Genomic DNA, 19,189 nt, shown 5'->3' with positions numbered 1-19,189 from the left:
GAGCACGTCGAGGTCTTTCGGGTGGGCAGTGTGAGAACTTCCATCATCGGAAGGCCTCGACCTCTATCCCGCCTCCGACGCGCCCACCCCACTCAAGCCGCCAGCACCCCGCCCGCACTCTCAATTACGAAGAGCCGAATAACCTGCGCCGCAACGGGCGGGTGACCAAGCTGCCAATTACGGCAGACGGTCGCGCCGCCGCTCGAATAAACGACCCGGCGACGTGGAGCGACTACGCCACCGCGACGGCCTCGAGCGTGGGCGTAGGGCTCGGTTTCGTGCTGGGGGACGGGCTGGCCTGTATTGACCTTGATCACTGCCTGGTCGACGGCGTACCTACGCCAGCCGCACAAGCAATGCTGGATCGCTACCCGAGCGCGTGGGTCGAAGTATCGCCCTCAGGGGACGGCCTGCATATATGGGGCACAGCCTCCCCTCAGCCCGGACGCCGGACGATCAACGACGGGCTATCGATCGAGTTCTACAGCCGCGACCGTTATATGACCGTTACCGGCGCGACTTACCGCGGGGGCGGGCTGCGAGAAGAATTGTGCAGAACCTTCTAACCCTCTTGTGGTGCCTGCTCTTCCAAGAAAGTTGCCTCAAAAGTGCGGACTTCCCCGGTCTCTTCGTCTAGCAGGTCAATCAAAAGTACATTTTCGCGGGAGCCAATGGCAGCATGTCTGTGAGGTGACGCCCCCCGACCCTCTCTTCCCACTGCTAATCCAATAAAACCAGTTGACTTGACTTTGAACTTGCGTCCGGGCTTCTCGGAGTCGTTGCCGAGACTCTCTATTCGCATTTTAGGCATATCGCTTCCTCCTCGGGTCGTCTCTGAAGACTAGACCCCGCAGGTCGATAAAGCTATCAGCGCTCTGGCGAACTTTCCATTCCTCCAAGGTGGCGTTCTTCTTGCCTACGGTTGTTAGACCGGCCTTTGCCCGCCCGGGCTGGCTTTAGCGAACATGGCAGCGACCTCGCTCAATAGCGGCGAACTCAGTGTTAACCCAGGTTCGTCCTTACTGTCCGGTGATGAGCCAAAAACCCGAGCGGCAAAAGCTACTCGCATCTGATCCCGCAACTGCGGGTCATCAACGGGGTCCACATACCCATCGAAGGTAAGTAGCTGTTCCTTAATTGTGTTCGCCCACGTACTCACGTCCCGGTGGTAGGCAGCCTGTCTGCCAAAGTAGGTGGCTAGTCCGAGAGCGCCAGCAAGTAATGACACACGGAGGATGGCCACCGCTGTTTCCGAATCGGTGCCGGTGCCGTCTGCCAACGTTGCGGAAGGGACAATCAGCACACCCCAGATTGCCCCGAGCACTCCGACTGCTGTGAGTACGCGAAACGTTGTGGCGGCCCAGAAGTGCTTCCGTCCCATGGCCGCGAAGCGCTCGGTCAGCTTCGATCCCGACGCCAATCCTGCAGCAGCGCGAGCGTCTTCTGCCGCGCTTCGCGCCTCGCGCAAGGCAACGCTTGCCTGTTCATTCGCCGATCGAAGACTGTAGGACAGCTGAATCTGTTCGAGTCGAGCCAACAGAACTTCGACGGAGCGTCGATTTGCCTCTACCGCCACGAGATTAGTGCGATGCCCATCGCTTTCCCTGCCTCGGGCGATGCCAGCCATCTTGGTGAGTAGCTCTTGGGAGCTGCGCAGGTACTTTCTCAAAGTATTGAGCAGATAGCCACACCAAATCTCTATATTTCGAGCATCACTATTCCGTACCGAATGAATGACATTCTCGATTGTTTCTTTGTGCTCTTGAATATTTGCGGTATCTGAAACTATCGGGGCTCCAGGTGCATCCAAGAAGTCAAATTCGTCGCTCAGGACAGTTAGCCAGAGAGAGATGGTGTCGGATATCAACTTTTGAGCGCTAGCCGCCTCGACCTCTAGAGCATCCGCGTTCTCTGCGTAGGCAGAGCGCAAAGCTTCGATATCTTTCGCTAGATCTGTTCGTGTCAGGCTGGTAGTCACCGACCTATTGGACCACGACCAGCCCCGAACGTAGGCTCCGCGGGGGAGGCATGCTCTTCTTCTGGCCATGCCTGGTGCCCCTGCTTCCTAGCTTCTAGCGGATCGCACGAAGGAGAGAGCGAGGACGTAGCGTTTGATAGCGACCTGTATCGCACCTAATCCCCCTCCGAGGTCTATGTGGCCCGTGACGGCGAATCGGAATTGACAGACCTCTCCCTGACCGAGGAACAGGTCCGGGATCTCGTCGAGAAGATGCTGAAGTCCTCGGGCCGCCGTCTCGACCTCTCGTCCCCTTTCGTGGATGCCTCGCTCGCCGACGGCTCACGACTGCACGTCGTCATTCCCGACGTCACGCGCAAGCACTGGTCGGTGAACATCAGGAAGTTCATCGCTCGCGCGTCGAGGCTCGAGCATCTCGTGGAGCTGGGAACGCTGACCCCGCAGGCGGCGCGTTTTCTCGGGGCGGCCGTGGCCAGCGGTCTCAACATCCTGGTGTCGGGTGCGACGCAGGCGGGGAAGACCACTTTGCTGAACTGCCTCGGCGCATCGATCGGGCCTCGGGAGCGCGTGATCACCGTCGAGGAGATCTTCGAACTGCAGCTGCCGCTGCGCGATGTCGTCGGTCTGCAGTGCCGGCAGCCCAACCTCGAGGGACACGGAGAGATCCCGTTGCGGCGCCTGGTCAAGGAGGCACTCCGCATGCGCCCTGACCGTCTGATCGTGGGTGAGGTCAGGGAGGCGGAGAGCCTCGACATGCTGATCGCGCTCAACAGCGGGCTGCCGGGCATGTGCAGCGTGCATGCCAACAGCGCCCACGACGCCGTGATCAAGATCTGCACGCTCCCCCTGCTCGCAGGGGAGAACATCTCGAGCAGCTTCGTGGTCCCGACCGTCGCGTCCTGCATCGACCTGGTCGTGCACTGTGCCCGGCGTCCCGGCGGTCAGCGACAGGTCATGGAGATCCTGGCCCTGGGCCGCCGCGTCGAGAACGGGGTCATCGAGTCGTCCTCCGTCTTCAAACGCGCCGACGGGGTCCTGGAACTCACGGCTACGGGCATGCCCGCGGAAGAGAAGTTCGCAGCGGCGGGCGTTCAGGTCTCAGCACTCCTCGGGGCCCTCGCGTGAGTGCCGCGCTCGGGATGATTCTTGGGATCGGGCTGTTCCTGATCTGGTGGTCCTTCTGGGACCGACCGTCGACAGGACGGACGCCAGGGCAGAAGCACCATCCGCTGGAGGACCTGCTGCTGCGTGCCGGAGTGGAACGCGTATCATCCCAGGGGCTGGTGGCGTCGTGCGTCGCAGTCGGACTGTTCGTCCTCCTTCTCGGAATCGTCCTGACCGGGTCTCCTCCCATCGCTCTCTGTTTCGCCCTTTTCGGGGGGTTTCTTCCCTTGACCCTGGTCCGGTGGAGAGCTGCGAAGCGAGCCGCGTCGTTGCGTGAGTTGTGGCCCGACGCCGTCGACCATCTCCGATCGGCGATCCGTGCCGGGCTGTCGCTGCCCGAGGCACTCGTCCAACTCGGTTACAAGGGGCCGGTGGAACTTCGCCCGGCATTCCGTGCCTTCGCCTCCGACTACCGCGCAGGTGGCCGCTTCGACGATGCCCTGAACCGGCTGAAGGAACGACTTGCCGACCCGGTGGCCGACCGGATCGTGGAGGCTCTGCGGTTGACACGCGAGGTCGGAGGCTCCGACCTCGGCCGCCTCCTCGGGACCCTCTCCGAGTTCCTGCGGGACTCGGCCCGCACCCGCAGTGAGCTGGAGGCACGACAGTCGTGGACGGTCAACGCGGCGCGCCTCGCGGTGGCGGCTCCGTGGTTCGTGCTGATGCTGCTCGCCACGCGCCCGGAAGCCGTGAGGGCCTACAGCTCGGCCGGAGGCGCCATGGTTCTTCTCGGAGGGCTTGCAGTGTCAGTCCTCTGCTACCGCGTCATGCTTCGCGTCGGTGCGCTGCCGCAGGATGAACGGGTCCTCCGATGAGCCCGACAGTCGCCCTTGCCGCGCTGAGCGGACTGCTGCTCGGCGTGGGACTGTGGCTGATCGTCCTGCGGCTCCCCGCCATGCGGGCACCCACCCTGACGCAGCGCATCGCACCCCAGCTCCGCTCGGTCGACGTACAGTCCAGACTGCTGCTCGACGCGTCAGCGAACATCACGCCGTTCGGCCCCCTCGAGCGGATCATCCGCCCCCTGCTGGCGGATGTCGTCTCCTGGTCACACCGCTTCAATCCTGCCACCACGACACTCGTGCGAAGACTGGCGCAGGCCGGGCGGGGGCAGTCCGTCGCGGACTTCCGTGCGCAGCAATTGCTCTGGGCAGCAGGAGCTCTCGTGATCTCCACCCTCGTCATGGTGGCTCTGGCCGCATCGGGGTCGGCCTCTGTGCCTCTGGCGATCGTGATCGTGGTCGGCTCCGCTGTGATGGGTTTCGCGGCTCGTGACTACGTCCTCTCGGCAGGCATCCGCCGGCGCGAGGCGCGGATGCTGGCGGAGTTCCCCTCCCTCGCCGAGCTCATGGCGCTTGCCGTCTCCGCCGGCGAGAGCACGACCGGCGCCCTGGAGCGCATCTGCCGGACCGCGAGAGGGGAGCTCGCGGGGGAATTCGCCCTGATCCTCGCGGCAACGAGGGCGGGCCGGCCGCTCGTCGACGCCCTCCAGGACTTCTCGAGCCGGACCCGCCTCGCGCCCCTCGCCCGCTTCGTGGACGGGATCACGGTCGCTGTGCAGCGCGGGACACCGCTGGCGGACGTGCTGCGGGCACAGGCCCAGGACGTCCGTGATCTCGCGAAGCGTGAACTGATGGAATCAGCGGGCAAGAAGGAGATCGCCATGATGGTGCCGCTGGTGTTCGGCGTGCTGCCACTCACCGTTCTGTTCGCCGTCTACCCGGGCATCGCCCTCATCAATCTCGGCCTATGAACACCAACCACCACTCCCAAGGGGGAACCGGCATGAAGATCCTGACCGCCATCCAGCGCAGCCTCCTGCTCGTCGTCGCCAGTGCCGCAGCATACGTGCGACCGCATGATGATCGCGAGCGGGGTGATGTACCCGGCTGGGTGATGATCACCCTCATGTCCGCCGTTCTCGTCGCCGCGCTCCTCGCGATCGCCGGCCCGGCACTGGAGGGACTTTTCAACCAGGCGATCGACCAGGTGTCGCCCTAGGTCATGCCCGTGCTGCCAGCGCACCGTCGCATGCACCGTCGCTCGCACTGCAGCATGCTCTGCCGAACCCACCGTCATGACGGGGAGCGGGGAGCAGCCGTGGTGGATTTCGCCCTGGTCGGCGGTCTCCTGACCGTCGTCTTCATCGCCATCCTTCAACTGACCCTCGTGCTGCACGTGCGCAACACCCTGATCGACGCCGCATCGTCCGGAGCAAGGTACGGCACGCTTGCCGATCGGAGCCCGGATGACGCCGTCACCAGAGCCCGCACCCTGATCGAGGGTTCCCTCGCCGACTCCTACGGGTCGGACATCACCGTCGCCCAGAGCACGGTCGGCGGCGTGGAGACCCTCGAGGTGATCGTCCGGGCGCCGTTGCCGGTCATCGGCCTCGTCGGCCCCGCCGGAGTGATGGAGGTGCGCGGGCATGCGGCGCTCCCGTCCTGATCCGTCACCCGGGCTCCCATGGCTCGTGACCGAAACCGCGCTTCACCGGCGTCCGCTCGCCGCCGGCGGACGGCAGGAGGGTGTGCGGGTCCTCCGGGACGAGCGGGGCAGTGCGGTCGTGGAGTTCGTGTTCCTCGGTGTCCTCCTGCTGGTCCCTCTCGTCTACCTGGTCCTCACCGTGGGCCAGGTGCAGGGCGGATCCTTCGCCGTCGTCGGTGCGGCCGATCAGGCAGCGAAGGTCTACGTGAACTCCGCGACCGTGCAGGAAGCCGACACCCGGGCCCGCGAGGCAGCGCGTCTCGCGCTGTCCGATTTCGGTTTCACCGAGGAGCAGGCCACCGTGCAGATCGTCTGCGGAGGCGACTGTCTCTCGCCCGGCTCGACGGTCACCGTGACAGTCGGCCTCGACGTCGCCCTGCCGCTGGTCCCCGCGGTGACGGGCACCTACCCCTCCGCGGCGAGCGTCGATTCCACGGCGACGCAGATCGTCGAGCGCTTCGGATGAGAGGTCCCGGGCTGGTGGGCTCGCCGGGCGGCCCCGCGACGACCGACGCCGGGCAGGAATCGAGCGAGCAGGGGCAGGTGACGGTGCTGATCATCGGTTACGTCCTCATCTCGCTTCTCGTGATCACCGTGGTGCTCGGCGCCTCCTCCCTCTATATAGGGCACAAGAAGCTGCTCTCCGCCGCGGATGGTGCTGCCCTCGCAGCTGCCGACAACTACAGCATCGACATCGGTGGTAGCGGTACCTGGGCACCTTCGCCGATTCTCCGGGACACCGACGTCGAGGAATCGGTCGCAGGCTATCTCGCCTCGACGGGCGCGGCCGGCCGCTTCGACCGGCTCGCCATCGACGCCGCGACCGGTGCACCCGATGGCCGCACCGCGCGGGTCGTCCTCACGGCAGTGGTGCGGCCACCCATCGTGAACTTCCTCGTTCCCGCGGGTATACCGATCACCGCCCAGGCCGACGCCCGGGCGCAGCTCGTCAGATGAGGCGACCGGCTTCCCGGCGCCGCACGGCACGGCCCGGTCCCGACGTCACCGACGGGCAGGAGGCGGAACGCCGCCGCTCCGACCGGCTCGGTGTCATGACGTAGGCTGGAACGACCATGGCAACCACTGATTTTCCCGCTGAGATCCGCGCCCTGCGCGCCAAGTACCAGTCCATCGAACAGGTCTCCGACGTGGAGGGAATCCGCAAGGACATCGAGGAGCTGAGCGAGGAAGCCGGGGCCCCGGACCTCTGGGACGACCCCGCCGCCGCTCAGAAGGTGACCTCCAAGCTCTCGCACCGGCAGTCGGCCCTCGAGCGGCTGGAGACCCTCGAGAGCCGCATCGACGACCTCGAGGTCCTGGTCGAACTCGCGCAGGACGAATCCGACGACGACTCCCTCGCGGAGGCCGAGAAGGAACTCGTGTCCCTCGGGAAATCCCTCGATGATCTCGAGATCGTGACCCTCCTCGCCGGCGAGTGGGACGAGCGCGAGGCCGTCGTCACCATCCGGTCGGGCGCCGGGGGAGTGGACGCCGCCGACTTCGCCGAGATGCTGCTGCGCATGTACCTCCGCTGGGCCGAGCGGCACGGATACCCGACGCAGGTCCTCGATACCTCGTACGCGGAGGAAGCCGGACTCAAGTCCGCGACCTTCGAGGTGAAGTCCCCCTACGCCTTCGGCACCCTCTCCGTCGAAGCCGGGACGCACCGGCTCGTCCGGATCAGCCCTTTCGACAACCAGGGCCGCCGCCAGACCTCCTTCGCTGCCGTCGAGGTGATCCCCCTGATCGAGCAGACGGACGTCATCGAGGTGCCCGACAACGAGATCCGCGTCGATGTCTTCCGCTCCTCCGGGCCCGGGGGGCAGTCGGTGAACACGACCGATTCGGCAGTGCGCCTGACCCACCTGCCCACCGGTACCGTCGTCTCGATGCAGAACGAGAAGTCCCAGATCCAGAACCGCGCCGCGGCCATGCGGGTGCTCCAGTCACGCCTGCTGCTGCTCAAGAAGGAGCAGGAGGATGCGGAGAAGAAGGCCTTCGCGGGTGATGTGAAGGCGTCCTGGGGAGACCAGATGCGGTCCTATGTCCTCAACCCCTATCAGATGGTGAAGGACCTGCGCACGAATCACGAGGTCGGCAACACCTCCTCCGTCTTCGACGGCGAGATCGACGACTTCATCGACGCCGGTATCCGCTGGCGCACCAACAACCGCAACGAGGCGTAGCACGCCGCCAGGTCCGAGCGCGGTCCCCGCGGGCTCCGACGGCCGCCTCGCGACCCGGAGGTCTCCCGACTCCAGGTGCAGACGACTCTAGGTGCGACGACCCTGCGTGGTCCCGAGCTTGGATGGCGACGACGCTGGGTAGCGACGAGCCTAGGTCCGACGACTTTGGGTAACGACCCTTGGTGATGCCCTAGGTCGCGGCGACGCCGGCCGGGCGCGTCGGCGACGACGGGTTCTCCCTCTCGCGGGATACGAGGTTCTGCAGGTAGTGTCCGTACCCGCTCTTGAGGAGCCCCTCGGCCCTTGCGAGAAGGGCCTCGTCGGTCAGCAGTCCGCGACGCCAGGCGATCTCCTCCGGTACCCCGATCTTCAGTCCCTGCCGGTGCTCGATCGTCCGCACGAAGGTCGCGGCATCGTTCAGCGAGTCGAAGGTCCCGGTATCGAGCCACGCGGTGCCTCGTGGGAGGACCTCCACCCGCAGCCGACCGGCCTCGAGATATGTCCTGTTGACGTCGGTGATCTCGAGTTCGCCCCGCGGGGACGGCTTCAGTGACTTCGCGATGGAGATGACGTCGTTGTCGTAGAAGTACAGCCCGGGCACGGCGTAGTTGCTGCGCGGCCGCTCCGGCTTCTCCTCGAGGCTCAGTGCCCTGAAGTCGTCGTCGAACTCGACCACACCGTATTCACGGGGATTCTGGACGTGGTAGCCGAAGATGGCCCCGCCGTCGATGCCCGAGAAGCGGCTGAGGGTCGCACCCATCCCGGGTCCGTAGAAGATGTTGTCGCCGAGCACCAGCGCGACGTCGTCCTGCCCGATGTGGCTCTCCCCGATGATGAAGGCCTGGGCGAGCCCGTCGGGCGCCGGCTGGGTCGCGTAGGTGAGGTTCGCCCCGCACCACGCTCCGTCACCGAGCAGGCCCTGGAACTGCTCGGCGTCCTTCGGTGTGGTGATGATCAGGATCTCGGTGATCCCGGCCAGCAGCAGCGTCGACAGCGGGTAGTAGATCATCGGCTTGTCGTACACCGGCACGAGCTGCTTGCTGATGCCGAGCGTGATCGGATGAAGTCGTGAGCCGGTTCCCCCGGCGAGGATGATTCCGCGCATCACCCCATCATTGCGCAGGCGCAGTGTGTTGGCCGGGTGTGGCACGCGGGTGTCCGAACGACATTCGTGCCGCACACACCGCCGCGCCGGCGTGCGCGACACACCGCCGCGGTGGCAGTCGCTTCGTGACGCCGTCGTTATAGTCGAGGAGCCGGCGCTTCCGTCTCCCAGTAAATGCCCCCTGCCCGGCGGACACCACGGGCGCTAAGTGATCATGATCAGATTCGACAACGTCACGAAGACGTACGACCAGAAGTCGCAGCCGGCACTGGACGGCGTCTCCCTCGACGTCGACCGCGGCGAGTTCGTCTTCCTCGTCGGCGCTTCCGGGTCCGGGAAATCGACCTTCATCCGGCTCGTGCTCAAGGAGGACTCCGCGTCCAGGGGCGCCGTCTACGTCGCCGGGCAGAACGTGGCGAACATCCCGAGCTGGCGCGTACCGCGGCTGCGTCGCGGCATCGGTGTCGTCTTCCAGGACTTCCGCCTGCTTCCGAACAAGACCGTCTTCGCCAACGTCGCCTTCGCCATGCAGGTGATCGGCAGGAGCCGCGCCGTCATCCGGGAGACCGTGCCGGACGTGCTGGCGACCGTGGGACTCGAGGGCAAGAACAACCGCATGCCGCACGAGCTCTCGGGCGGCGAGCAGCAACGGGTCGCGATCGCACGTGCCATCGTGAACCGTCCGGGGATCCTCCTCGCCGACGAACCGACAGGCAACCTGGACCCGACGACCTCCATGGGCATCATGAAGGTCCTCGACCGCATCAACCAGAACGGCACCACCGTGGTCATGGCCACGCACGACGACGACATCGTCAACACCATGCGCAAGCGGGTCGTGGAACTCCGCAACGGGTCCGTGGTGCGCGACGACGCGCAGGGCATCTACATCGGCGACACCGGAGCGGTGGTCGAGTGAGACTCGCGTTCATCCTGTCCGAGATCGGCTCGGGCATCCGCCGCAACCTGTCCATGGTGACCTCCGTGATCCTGGTGACCTTCATCTCCCTGACCTTCGTCGGGGCGGCCGGGCTGTTCCAGCTGCAGATCAACCAGATGAAGGGGTACTGGTACGACCGCGTGCAGGTCACCGTCTACCTCTGCGTCGACAACTCGTCCGAGGCGAGCTGCGCCGCCGGACCTGTCACGGAGGACCAGCGGGCGGCCATCGAGACGAAGCTCCGATCCGATCAGTTCGCGCCGTACGTGGACACCGTGAGTTACGAGTCGCAGGACGAGGCCCTGGGGCACTTCCGGGACCAGTTCGCCAACTCGCCCATCGTGGACTCCGTCACCGCGGACCAGCTCCCGGAATCCTTCCGTGTGGGCCTGGTCGACGCCGAGAAGTACGAGGTGATCAACGAGGCGTTCTCGTCCGAGCCGGGCGTGGACGCGGTCAGCGATCAGCGCGACTTCCTGGAGGCGATCTTCCGCTACATGAACTGGGCGTCGGTCGTCGCGCTCGTCATCGCGGGCATCATGACGTTCTGTGCCATCCTGCTCATCGCCACCACCATTCGCCTCTCCGCCTTCAGCCGCCGCCGGGAAACGGGCATCATGCGCCTGGTGGGAGCGTCGAAAGCGGTCATCCAGCTGCCGTTCGTCCTCGAGGGGGTCATCGCGGCCGTCGTCGGCGCGGTCCTCGCCTCGGCGACCCTCTACGGCGCCTCGCGCTTCGTGATCGACGGTTGGCTCGTCAACACGTTCCCGCAGACCGCCTTCATCTCCTCGCAGCAGGTCCTGCTCCTGGTGCCGGCGCTCGTCGTGCTGGGAGCCATCCTCGCAGGGCTCTCCTCCCTGCTCACTCTCCGTCGATACGTGAAGGTCTAGACCATGCTGCTCAGCGCCAGGGGACACGGATCCCCCTCGGGGACCTGGTGGGCCCTGCAGGACAAGCGGGCCTTCGTGGTCCGCGGTACCGCCGCGACGTCGGTCGCCCTCGTCGTCTCGTTCGCCCTCGGCTTCAGCACGCCCGTCGTGGCGGATGAACTGGACGAGCGGAAGAGTGCCCTCGAGAACGAGATCTCGGAGGTCCAGCAGTCCATGGAGTACCTGGACGCCGACATCGCGGAGACCATCGGAACGCTCAAGACCTACCAGGGGCAGCTCCCGGCAGCGCAGCAGTCCCTCACCGAGGCCCAGGGGCGGGTCGAGATCGCCACCGACGAGGTCGGTGCCCTCGCCGTCCGGGTGGACCTCGCGCAGGAGACGAAGACGAAGATCACGGAGGAGCTGCGCTCCGACCGGCAGAAGATGGTCGAGACCCGGAAGGTCATCGGCCAGATCGCCACCGAGGCCTACAAGAACGGCGGAGTGCCGACCAACGTCTCGTTGCTGCTGGGGGCCGACGACGTCGAGGACTTCACCGAGTCCATGGACATGGTGGACCAGGCCCTGCGGAGCCAGAACGCGGCGATGGAACGGCTCTCGGAGCAGAACGCCACGAATGCCAACAGCCAGGCCCGGCTGACGGCGGTCGAGGCGGAAATCGCCGCCCTGAAGGAACGCGCCGATGCCGCCCTCGACGCCGAGCAGGCGGCGAGGGACACCGCCGCGAGCGAGAAAGCCACGGTGGACAGGCTCGTCGCCGACACGTCGGCGCTGTCCGCGAAGCTGCAGGAGCAGAAGCCCGTCATCGAGGCGAAGCTGGCCAGCGTCGAGCAGGCACAGCAGAGGGTCAACGCCGACATCGCCGAGCGCCAGCGCAGGCTCATCGAGGAGGCACGCAAGGCCGAGGAAGCGCGGGTCAAGGCGGAGCAGGAGCGGTTGCAGGCCGAGGCGGAAGCGGCTGCAGCAGCGGAGAAGGCACGCCGCGAGGCCGAGGCCGCAGCGGCAGCCGAAGCGGAGACCCGTCGACGGGAGGCCGAAGCCGCGACCGCGAACAAGCCGGCGCCCGCACCGGTGGTGCCGCAGGCCGTCGCTCCGGTGGAGCCCGAGATCGTCGCACCCCAGGTCGAGGCGCCGGGCGATCCCGGTGCCTTCGGCCTGACCGCGCCCGTCAGCGGTCCCATCAGTTCGGGTTTCGGCTGGAGAACCACACCCGTCGGGACGATCGACTTCAACGGCACAGGTGGCTACATGCACACCGGGATCGACTTCGGAGTGGGCTGCGGTACGGCCCTCTACGCGCCTGCGGCCGGGGAGGTGTGGTACGCCGACTCGAACGCCCTCGAGGGCGCAGGGAACAGGATCGTCCTCAACCACGGCGTGATCGGCGGGAATGTCCTCGCCACGAATTTCTACCATCTGACCAAGTACGTCGTGTCGGTCGGGCAGCGCGTCAGTGCGGGACAGCTTATCGGATACACGGGGACGACCGGGAACTCCTCCGGGTGCCACCTGCACTTCGAGACGATGCTGAACGGCACGCTCGTGGATCCGATCGGCCTGCTCTAGGTCGTAGGATGGTGAGCACTGCCCTCCCGCGGGCCTCCCGTCCGCTGCAGCGCCTGCCGAAGGAGTTCTGCCGTGCCGAAGGAAAGTGGCCGGAAAGTCGTGGCCACCAATCGGAAGGCCTTCCACGACTACGCCGTGCTCGACACCTACGAGGCCGGCCTTGCCCTCATGGGTACGGAAGTGAAGTCCTTGCGCGCGGGACGCGCCTCCCTGCTGGACGGCTACGCGATCTTCTACGGCGATGAACTCTGGCTCGAGGGCATCCACATCTCCGAGTACTCGCAGGGCAGCTGGACGAACCACGCAGCGAGGCGACGACGCAAGCTGCTCCTGCATCGCGAGGAGCTCACCAAGATCTCGCAGAAGATCCGTGAGTCGGGCTTCACCCTCGTGCCTCTCCAGCTGTACTTCCTGAACGGCCGCGCGAAGGTCGAGATAGCCGTCGCCCGCGGCAAACGCGACTACGACAAGCGGCAGACCCTGCGGGAGAAGCAGGACAACCGTGAGGCACTGCGCGCCATGCGCGAGAAGAACCTCGGCGCGTGAGTGATGTCTTCTGGGACGCCCAGGAGGACGACGACGAGCCGGAGCAGTCCGAACTGACCTTCAGGCGGCCCTGGTGGGTGACCGTCGGCGCCGTCGTGGATCTGCTCATCCTGCTCGTCGTGGTGCCGGTCGGTGTCCTCTCGCTCATCCCCTTCGTATTCCTGGTGTACGTCTTCTTCGCGCAGGTGCTGGTCTGGATCTCACCCGTCCTGGTCGTCGTGAACGCGGCGATCCTCTGGTGGAGCGTCCGACGCCGGCAGGCCGCCACGACGGCCCTTGCGGCCCTTGGCATCGCGTTCGTGACGCTGGCCTTCGTCGTGGTGAACCTCTGGCAGTCGCCCGTCGTCGTCCTGGGCGTCACGCTCAGCCGGTGACAGCCGGATCCACCCCGGGCGAACCGGCTGTCGTGGCCGACCGGTCCTGCGGTACGATGGAGGAGTCGGGCGCCCGGTGGGCGACTGACACGGCTATCACTTGATAACTGAACATGGGGATGACAGGTTTCGACGATGTTGGTCGCGACAGGTGAAGCGGGCCGAGGATACAGGGTTATCTCGTAAACGCTCCTTGTAAAACAATAAGTGCCGAACAAAAGCGCACTGACTTCGCTCTCGCTGCCTAAGCAGCCTAGCTAGTCCGTCAGCCCGGGTTTGCTCTCGCCCCGGATACTGGCGTCATTTAGAGGGCCACTGCTCTCGGTCCTCGTTGTAGGGACCGAGGGGACTCTTATACAACTGGGCTCGGCAGCCACGTGTTTGCGCGATGGCTGGAGCCGAGAAAAACCGAAGCAAACTGCGCCCGGAGAAGCCCTGACTACACCGCATCGGACGCGGGTTCAATTCCCGCCATCTCCACCATCACGAAGAAGCGCTCCACCGGTCTCCGGTGGGGCGCTTCGTCGTGTGCCGGGAGGGCGCCCGGAGCGAGAACTACACTGGGCAGATGAACTGGACCGATCGACCGCCGTCGTGGCTCCCGCCACTGCCGCCGCCCCATCGCGGGCGCGCACTGATCGTCCTCGGCTGGATCCTGGTGGGCGGTTCCTTCGTCTACATCTTCATCATGAGCTACCTCGGCGGAACCCACACGCTCCTGACCCTGGTGCCGCTGCTGCTCGGTCTTCTCTGCCTCATCAGCGGGCTGCTGCGCAGGGACACCCGGGAGCGCTAGCCGTTTGGCCGGCCGCGCGTTTTCGCGATAGAGATACGTCATGACCTTCGAACCGCTCCACCTCTCCCGTGGGGGTACCAGCGTCCTGCTCGAACCCCACGCGCACGGCCTGCCCGTCTTCACCTACTGGGGACCGGCGCTGGGGCCGCTGTCGGCACCGGACGTCGCAGCCCTCGTCACTGCGCAACAGCCCCAGCGGGTATCCGGTGGCATCGACGTGCCGGCTCGGTTGAATCTCCTCCCGCTCGAGTCCACGGGCTGGCAGGGGACGCCGGGCCTGACGGGAGATCGCGGGGGGTCGTATCTCTACCCCCGGTTCGTAGTGACGTCGGCGCTCGTGGAGGACGACGGCGCCACCGCGGTGATCGAGGCGGACGACGACGTCGCGCACCTCCGCCTCCGGGTGCGGATCGGTATCGACGGGTCGGGTCTCGTGACGCAGCAGCTCGCCGTGACGAACACGGGTTCCGACGAGTACGAGGTCCGATCCCTCACGGCCTGCTTCCCCCTGCTCCCGTCCGCGGCGGAGGTCCTCGACTTCACGGGCCGCCATCTCCGCGAGCGCACCCCGCAGCGGCATGCGCTGACGACCGGCACCTATTCGCGGGCGAGCCGCCGGGGACGGCCCGGAGCGGATGCGACGGTGCTGCTCGCAGCAGGAGTCGAGGGCTTCGGATTCGTCCATGGGCTGGTACAGGGTATCCACCTCGCCTGGAGCGGCAACCAGCAGGTCCTCGCCGAGCGGACTCCGGCGGGCGGTTCCTTCCTCGCGGCCGGCGAGGTCCTCGCGGCGCGCGAGGTGCTGCTCGCACCGGGGGAGAGCTATTCCACACCCGCGGTGATCGGGTCGTGGGGTCACGGCCTGAACGACCTGTCCGGGCGCTTCCACCGGCACCTGCGCTCGCGGTCGTCCCACCCGCGCCGCCCGCGGCCCGTCACGCTCAACACGTGGGAGGCCGTGTACTTCGATCTCGACCTCCCGCGCCTCCGGGCGCTCGCCGACCGCGCGGCGTCCCTGGGGGTGGAGCGCTTCGTGCTCGACGACGGCTGGTTCCGCGGGCGGCGCGACGACACCTCCTCGCTGGGCGACTGGTACGTCGACGAGTCGGTGTGGCCCGGGGGACTCTCGCCCATCATCGATCACGTCCGGGCGCTCGGCATGGAGTTCGGGCTCTGGTTCGAACCCGAGATGGTCAATACCGACTCCGAGCTGGCCCGCGCCCACCCCGACTGGATCCTGAAGCCGGAGGGCCGTCTGCCGTTGCCGGGACGGCAGCAGCAGGTCCTGAATCTGGCGCATCCTGCCGCCTACGCGTACATCCTCGAGCGGCTCGACGACCTGCTGTCCTCCAACGACATCGCCTACGTCAAGTGGGACCACAATCGGGACCTGCTCGAAGCCGCCGACGCGCGTACGGGCCGGGCGGCGGTCCACCGGCACGTCGAGGCGCTGTACCGGCTGCTCGACGAGCTGCGGCGCCGGCACCCGCACCTCGAGATCGAGAGCTGCGCCTCGGGTGGGGCACGCGTGGATCTGGGCATCCTGGCGCGCACCGACCGGATCTGGACGAGTGACTGCATCGACCCGATCGAGCGCCTCGTCAACCAGAAGTACACCGGTCTCGTGGTCCCGCCGGAGCTCATGGGGATGCACATCGGCGGGCCCGTCTCCCACTCCACGGGCCGGGCACACACCCTTCCGTTCCGCGCCGCGACCGCTGTCTTCGGCCACTACGGGATCGAGTGGGACATCTCGGACCTGTCCGAGACCGAGTACGAGGTCCTCGCGCGGTATGTCGGGCTCCACCGCTCCTGGCGTGAGGATCTCCACCGCGGCACGGTCGTGCACGCCGATCTGACGGACCCCGCCATGGACCTGCGGGGAGTCGTTGCCGAGGACGGCACGCGTGCGCTGTTCGGCTACTCGCTCACTGCCTCGAGTGCGAGCTATCCGCCGGGTTCCCTCACGTTCCCGGGGCTGGAGGCCGACTCGGTGTACGAGGTGCGGCCGGCCGTCCCGGAGGAGGGCCACCCCGGGAACGGACAATCCGCCCTCGCCTGGCTGCAGGCGGCGCTGGACGGCGCACCGGTCCGTCTCAGCGGGCGGGTCCTCGCGGAGGTCGGGCTCCAGGCCCCGGTGCTCCTGCCCGAGCAGACGCTGCTGATCGAGCTGACCAGGCTGCCCGCCATGCCCTGAACAGGCTGCCCGCCGTGCCCTGGCCAGCCTGCCCGCCATGCCCCGAGCGGGCGTGGCCGCTCGCGTCAGGGTTCGGCGGTCAGGCACCGTCCGTAGAGGGCGAGCAGTCCGTCGACCCCGCCGTCGCGCATCGCCTCGCGCTGACGCTGCGCCCCCGTGCCACGCTCCCGCACGGTGGCGAGACCGGCGTCGACCCAGTCGGTGTCACCCTCGGACTCCAGGGCCGGGCTCACGTGCTCGAGGAAAGCGGCGAGGTGCTCGTGGGCCGGGACGGGGTCACCGGTCGAGAGGTCCACGAGCCGGTGCTCCAGCCCGTCGCGCGCAGCCTGCCAGAGTGCGGCGTCGAGAAGCTCGGGATCGGGGACCACGGGCGGTGTGTCCGCCTCGGCCTCCCGGAGCGCCGTGACCACGAGGGCGCGGGTCAGTGCGCCGAGGAGAACCGAGTCCTGTGCTTCCAGCTGGACGTCGCAGGCACGCAGTTCCAGGGTGGGGTAGTGGTCCGAGAGGCGCGCGACCCAGGTGAGGACGCCACGATCGAGGATGGCACCGGATGCTCCCAGGCGGGTGATGCGCCGCTCGTAGTCCGCGGCATCCGTGAAGTAGGGAGCGACACCCTGCACCGCCCAGCGGCGGTAGTGGATGACGCGCCAGCTGCCGAACCCGCTGTCCCGGCCCAACCAGTAGGGCGAGTTGACGCTGAGCGCCGTGAGCAGGGGTATCCAGGGGCGGATTCGGTTGAGGGCCTGTATACCGCGTTCCTGGTCGGGGATGCCCACGTGCACGTGCAGTCCGTTCACGAACTGGTCGCCCACGATCCCGGGTGCGCTGGCCCGCAGCTCCTCGTAGCGCTGCTTGTCCGTCAGCTCGGGATAGGCCTGCCGGATCGCAGGAGCCGTGCCGGTGGCTGCGCCGATACTGTCGGCCCGACCGGCGGCGTCGGAGAGAATCCGGCGGAAGTTGAGCAGCGACTCCTCGGCCTGGGTGAGGGTGTCGCACACCGGCGTCGCGGTCTCGATCTGGCAGGAGAGCAGCTCACGCTGTATCTCCTGCTCGCTGATCTCCGGCGCCGACTCCAGCATGCTCTGCACCTGCGGCGCGCGATCAGCGGGCAGCCCCGACTGCGGTTCGAGCAGCAGGTACTCCTCCTCGAGGCCGAGAGTGGTCATCGGGTGCATCCTTCCAGCGGTGTCGGGCGGAGCAGCAGGCCCGCCGTGATCAGTGTAGGAGGGAAGCGCCCGTGCCTCCTGATCCTCCCGGCCGGCCGCGTCACACGCACGTCACCGCAGCGCCGCAGGCATCGTGCACCCGGGGTGCACCCCGGTGTCCTCGATCCACAGCGCGACGGCGAGGAGCGGATCGACGGCCAGGGGCGGCGTATCGCTGCCCCGGGCGACCTGGAGATCGAGGAGCGCGCCGTGCCGTGAGACTCGTACCCCGTCGTCGAGCGAGATCCCCGTGCGATCGAGGAGGCGCAGGATCTCGGGGTCGTCGTCGCTCACGCGGACCAGCCGTCCCGCGTGGCCGTCGTCGAGCTGGTCGAGGCGGTGCGCGGGGGGATAGTGGACGCTGCCGTCCGCCGCCGGGATCGGGTCACCGTGCGGGTCCCGTCGAGGACGCCCGAGCTTCGCGTCGAGCCGTTCGATGAACGCATCGGACACCGTGTGTTCGAGCAGTTCCGCCTCGTCGTGCACCTCGTCCCAGCCGTAGCCGAGCTCCGTGACGAGGAAGGTCTCGATGAGCCGGTGCCGCCGGACCATGGCGAGGGCCAGGGCAGTCCCTGCCGGTGTGAGACTGACCGGCCCGTACTTGCGGTGCTCCGCGAGCCCGAGGTCCACGAGCTTGGCGACCATCCCGGTCACCGAGGAGTTGGCGACGGAGAGGCGCGTGGCCAGATGCGTCGCCGTGACCGCATCCTGCTGCCATTCCGTGAACGAGTAGATCGCCTTCACGTAGTCCTGCACGCTGGAGGACTCGATGCTGAGCACGGACCCCTTCCGCGCCGCCATCAGGCGCCGCTCGTCGCGGGATCGTCGGACACGCGTGCGGGGGTGGCAGCGGTCCGGTCCGCGGGGTCGGACCGCTGTGGTTCCGGCAGCGATCTCCCGCGCGAGCCCGGCCGACGCCGCCGAACCTGCCACAGGAGCCCGTCCGGGCGCCCGACGAGGTACACGACGGCGAACACCAGCGCCTGGCAGAGCACCACCGCCGCGCCCGTGGAGATGTCCAGGTAGTAGCTGGCGTAGATGCCGGTCACGGACGCGGCGACCGTGAGGACGACGGCGATCAGGAGCATCCGGTCGAAGCTGCGGGAGAGGAGGAAAGCCGTGGCTCCGGGGGTGATCAGCATCGCGACGACGAGGATGATGCCCACGGCCTGCAGGCCGACGACCACGGTCAGCGCGAGCAGTCCGAGCAGGAGCGCCGACAGGAACCGGGTGTTGAGCCCGATCACGTGGGCATGGGTGCGGTCGAAGGCGAGGAGGGTGAGGTCGCGCCGCTTGAAGAGCAGGACGGCCAGGGTGACCGCGCCGAGGACCAGTACCTGCAGGACGTCACCCGCCGAGACGCCGAGCACGTTGCCGAAAAGGATGTGCATGAGGTCGATTTGCGAGGGTGTGGCGGACACGATGGCGAGCCCCGAGGCGAACAGCGCCGTGAACACGACGCCGATCACGGTGTCCGCCTTGAGTTTCGTCGTCGACCGGACGATGCCGATGAGGGCGACCGCCCCCACCCCGAAGACGAAGGCGCCGACGGAGAACGGGATGCCGATGATGTAGGCGAGGGCGACGCCGGGGAGGACGGCATGGGAGACGGCGTCGCCCATGAGCGACCAGCCCATGAGGATGAGCCAGCAGGAGAGGACGGCGGCCACGACGGCGGCCGCGACCGTGACGGCGAGGGCCCGAGTCAGGAAGCCGTACTGCAGGGGTTCGACGAAGAAGGCGAGGACGTCCATG

At 67.1% G+C, this 19,189-nt stretch carries 20 protein-coding genes, 1 other RNA gene and 1 pseudogene; 17 read left to right on the top strand and 5 right to left on the bottom strand.

The annotated features are described in order from the left end of the window. Window positions 1-566: hypothetical protein (locus FJV46_RS15395; protein WP_369126898.1), on the top strand; the 566-nt coding region annotated here is incomplete at its 5' end. Window positions 567-925: 359 nt separating this feature from the next. Here FJV46_RS15395 and FJV46_RS11440 read toward each other — a convergent pair. Further along, on the bottom strand, window positions 926-1,978 hold the full coding sequence (locus tag FJV46_RS11440; RefSeq protein ID WP_126130623.1) for a hypothetical protein: 1,053 nt from the start codon (window positions 1,976-1,978) through the stop codon (window positions 926-928). Window positions 1,979-2,137: 159 nt separating this feature from the next. On the opposite strand from FJV46_RS11440, the pseudogene FJV46_RS11435 reads away from it, so the two are divergent. From FJV46_RS11435 to prfB, 8 genes and pseudogenes are all read left to right on the top strand, one after another. Beyond that, window positions 2,138-3,103: pseudogene (locus tag FJV46_RS11435) on the top strand (TadA family conjugal transfer-associated ATPase); the annotation flags it as partial. Window positions 3,104-3,117: 14 nt separating this feature from the next. Further along, complete coding sequence (locus FJV46_RS11430) at window positions 3,118-3,957, top strand: type II secretion system F family protein (protein ID WP_370684665.1); 840 nt, start codon at window positions 3,118-3,120, stop codon at window positions 3,955-3,957. Then, entirely contained in the window at window positions 3,954-4,895 is a 942-nt protein-coding gene (locus FJV46_RS11425) for a type II secretion system F family protein (RefSeq protein ID WP_087027160.1), read from the top strand. Before FJV46_RS11430 ends, FJV46_RS11425 begins: the two co-directional genes overlap by 4 nt. Window positions 4,896-4,927: 32 nt before the next feature. Beyond that, window positions 4,928-5,143, top strand: coding sequence for a hypothetical protein (locus tag FJV46_RS11420; RefSeq protein ID WP_087027161.1), 216 nt, complete (start codon window positions 4,928-4,930; stop codon window positions 5,141-5,143). A 54-nt stretch (window positions 5,144-5,197) separates the two neighbouring features. Next, on the top strand, window positions 5,198-5,590 hold the full coding sequence (locus FJV46_RS11415) for a TadE/TadG family type IV pilus assembly protein (RefSeq protein ID WP_087027162.1): 393 nt from the start codon (window positions 5,198-5,200) through the stop codon (window positions 5,588-5,590). 25 nt (window positions 5,591-5,615) lie between these two features. After that, window positions 5,616-6,095: a hypothetical protein gene (locus FJV46_RS11410; protein WP_232008414.1), complete on the top strand. Its 480-nt coding sequence runs from the start codon at window positions 5,616-5,618 to the stop codon at window positions 6,093-6,095. A gap of 14 nt (window positions 6,096-6,109) precedes the next feature. Then, on the top strand, window positions 6,110-6,586 hold the full coding sequence (locus tag FJV46_RS11405; RefSeq protein ID WP_232008413.1) for a pilus assembly protein TadG-related protein: 477 nt from the start codon (window positions 6,110-6,112) through the stop codon (window positions 6,584-6,586). A 116-nt stretch (window positions 6,587-6,702) separates the two neighbouring features. Then, complete coding sequence (prfB, locus tag FJV46_RS11400) at window positions 6,703-7,815, top strand: peptide chain release factor 2 (RefSeq protein WP_087027165.1); 1,113 nt, start codon at window positions 6,703-6,705, stop codon at window positions 7,813-7,815. A 190-nt stretch (window positions 7,816-8,005) separates the two neighbouring features. On the opposite strand, the gene rfbA is transcribed toward prfB, so the two are convergent. Continuing rightward, a complete protein-coding gene (gene rfbA, locus FJV46_RS11395; protein WP_087027167.1) occupies window positions 8,006-8,920 on the bottom strand; it encodes a glucose-1-phosphate thymidylyltransferase RfbA in 915 nt (304 codons plus the stop codon). Between the two features lie 214 nt (window positions 8,921-9,134). On the opposite strand from rfbA, the gene ftsE reads away from it, so the two are divergent. The 8 genes from ftsE (at window position 9,135) to FJV46_RS11355 (ending at window position 16,229) form a co-directional block, all read left to right on the top strand. Further along, the gene (gene ftsE / locus FJV46_RS11390) at window positions 9,135-9,839 is read left to right on the top strand and encodes a cell division ATP-binding protein FtsE (protein WP_087027574.1); all 705 of its coding nucleotides are present in this window, start codon (window positions 9,135-9,137) and stop codon (window positions 9,837-9,839) included. Further along, window positions 9,836-10,750, top strand: a complete 915-nt coding sequence (ftsX, locus tag FJV46_RS11385) for a permease-like cell division protein FtsX (protein ID WP_087027169.1) — start codon at window positions 9,836-9,838, stop codon at window positions 10,748-10,750. Before ftsE ends, ftsX begins: the two co-directional genes overlap by 4 nt. Window positions 10,751-10,753: 3 nt before the next feature. Beyond that, window positions 10,754-12,316: a M23 family metallopeptidase gene (locus FJV46_RS11380; protein ID WP_087027171.1), complete on the top strand. Its 1,563-nt coding sequence runs from the start codon at window positions 10,754-10,756 to the stop codon at window positions 12,314-12,316. Window positions 12,317-12,388: 72 nt separating this feature from the next. After that, window positions 12,389-12,862, top strand: coding sequence for an SsrA-binding protein SmpB (gene smpB, locus FJV46_RS11375; protein WP_087027172.1), 474 nt, complete (start codon window positions 12,389-12,391; stop codon window positions 12,860-12,862). Then, on the top strand, window positions 12,859-13,236 hold the full coding sequence (locus FJV46_RS11370) for a hypothetical protein (RefSeq protein WP_087027173.1): 378 nt from the start codon (window positions 12,859-12,861) through the stop codon (window positions 13,234-13,236). The genes smpB and FJV46_RS11370 overlap by 4 nt, the downstream gene beginning before the upstream one ends. Before the next feature lie 115 nt (window positions 13,237-13,351). After that, window positions 13,352-13,719: a transfer-messenger RNA gene (gene ssrA / locus FJV46_RS11365) on the top strand. 85 nt (window positions 13,720-13,804) lie between these two features. Next, entirely contained in the window at window positions 13,805-14,032 is a 228-nt protein-coding gene (locus FJV46_RS11360) for a hypothetical protein (protein ID WP_126130622.1), read from the top strand. A 40-nt stretch (window positions 14,033-14,072) separates the two neighbouring features. Beyond that, a complete protein-coding gene (locus tag FJV46_RS11355) occupies window positions 14,073-16,229 on the top strand; it encodes an alpha-galactosidase (protein WP_087027177.1) in 2,157 nt (718 codons plus the stop codon). Between the two features lie 65 nt (window positions 16,230-16,294). Here the strand turns inward: FJV46_RS11355 and FJV46_RS11350 are convergent, their stop codons facing one another. The 3 genes from FJV46_RS11350 to FJV46_RS11340 form a co-directional block, all read right to left on the bottom strand. Further along, the gene (locus tag FJV46_RS11350; RefSeq protein WP_087027179.1) at window positions 16,295-17,395 is read right to left on the bottom strand and encodes a carboxylate-amine ligase; all 1,101 of its coding nucleotides are present in this window, start codon (window positions 17,393-17,395) and stop codon (window positions 16,295-16,297) included. Between the two features lie 111 nt (window positions 17,396-17,506). Continuing rightward, window positions 17,507-18,235, bottom strand: coding sequence for a metal-dependent transcriptional regulator (locus tag FJV46_RS11345; RefSeq protein ID WP_087027181.1), 729 nt, complete (start codon window positions 18,233-18,235; stop codon window positions 17,507-17,509). Then, window positions 18,235-19,188: a metal ABC transporter permease gene (locus FJV46_RS11340; protein ID WP_087027183.1), complete on the bottom strand. Its 954-nt coding sequence runs from the start codon at window positions 19,186-19,188 to the stop codon at window positions 18,235-18,237. The genes FJV46_RS11345 and FJV46_RS11340 overlap by 1 nt, the downstream gene beginning before the upstream one ends. Between the last annotated feature and the right edge of the window lies 1 nt (window position 19,189).

The organism is Arthrobacter agilis (assembly GCF_006494655.1).
GTDB lineage: Bacteria > Actinomycetota > Actinomycetes > Actinomycetales > Micrococcaceae > Arthrobacter_D > Arthrobacter_D agilis.
Note: the sequence above shows the minus strand (reverse complement) of the source record. Positions and strands in the feature narration are given on the sequence as shown.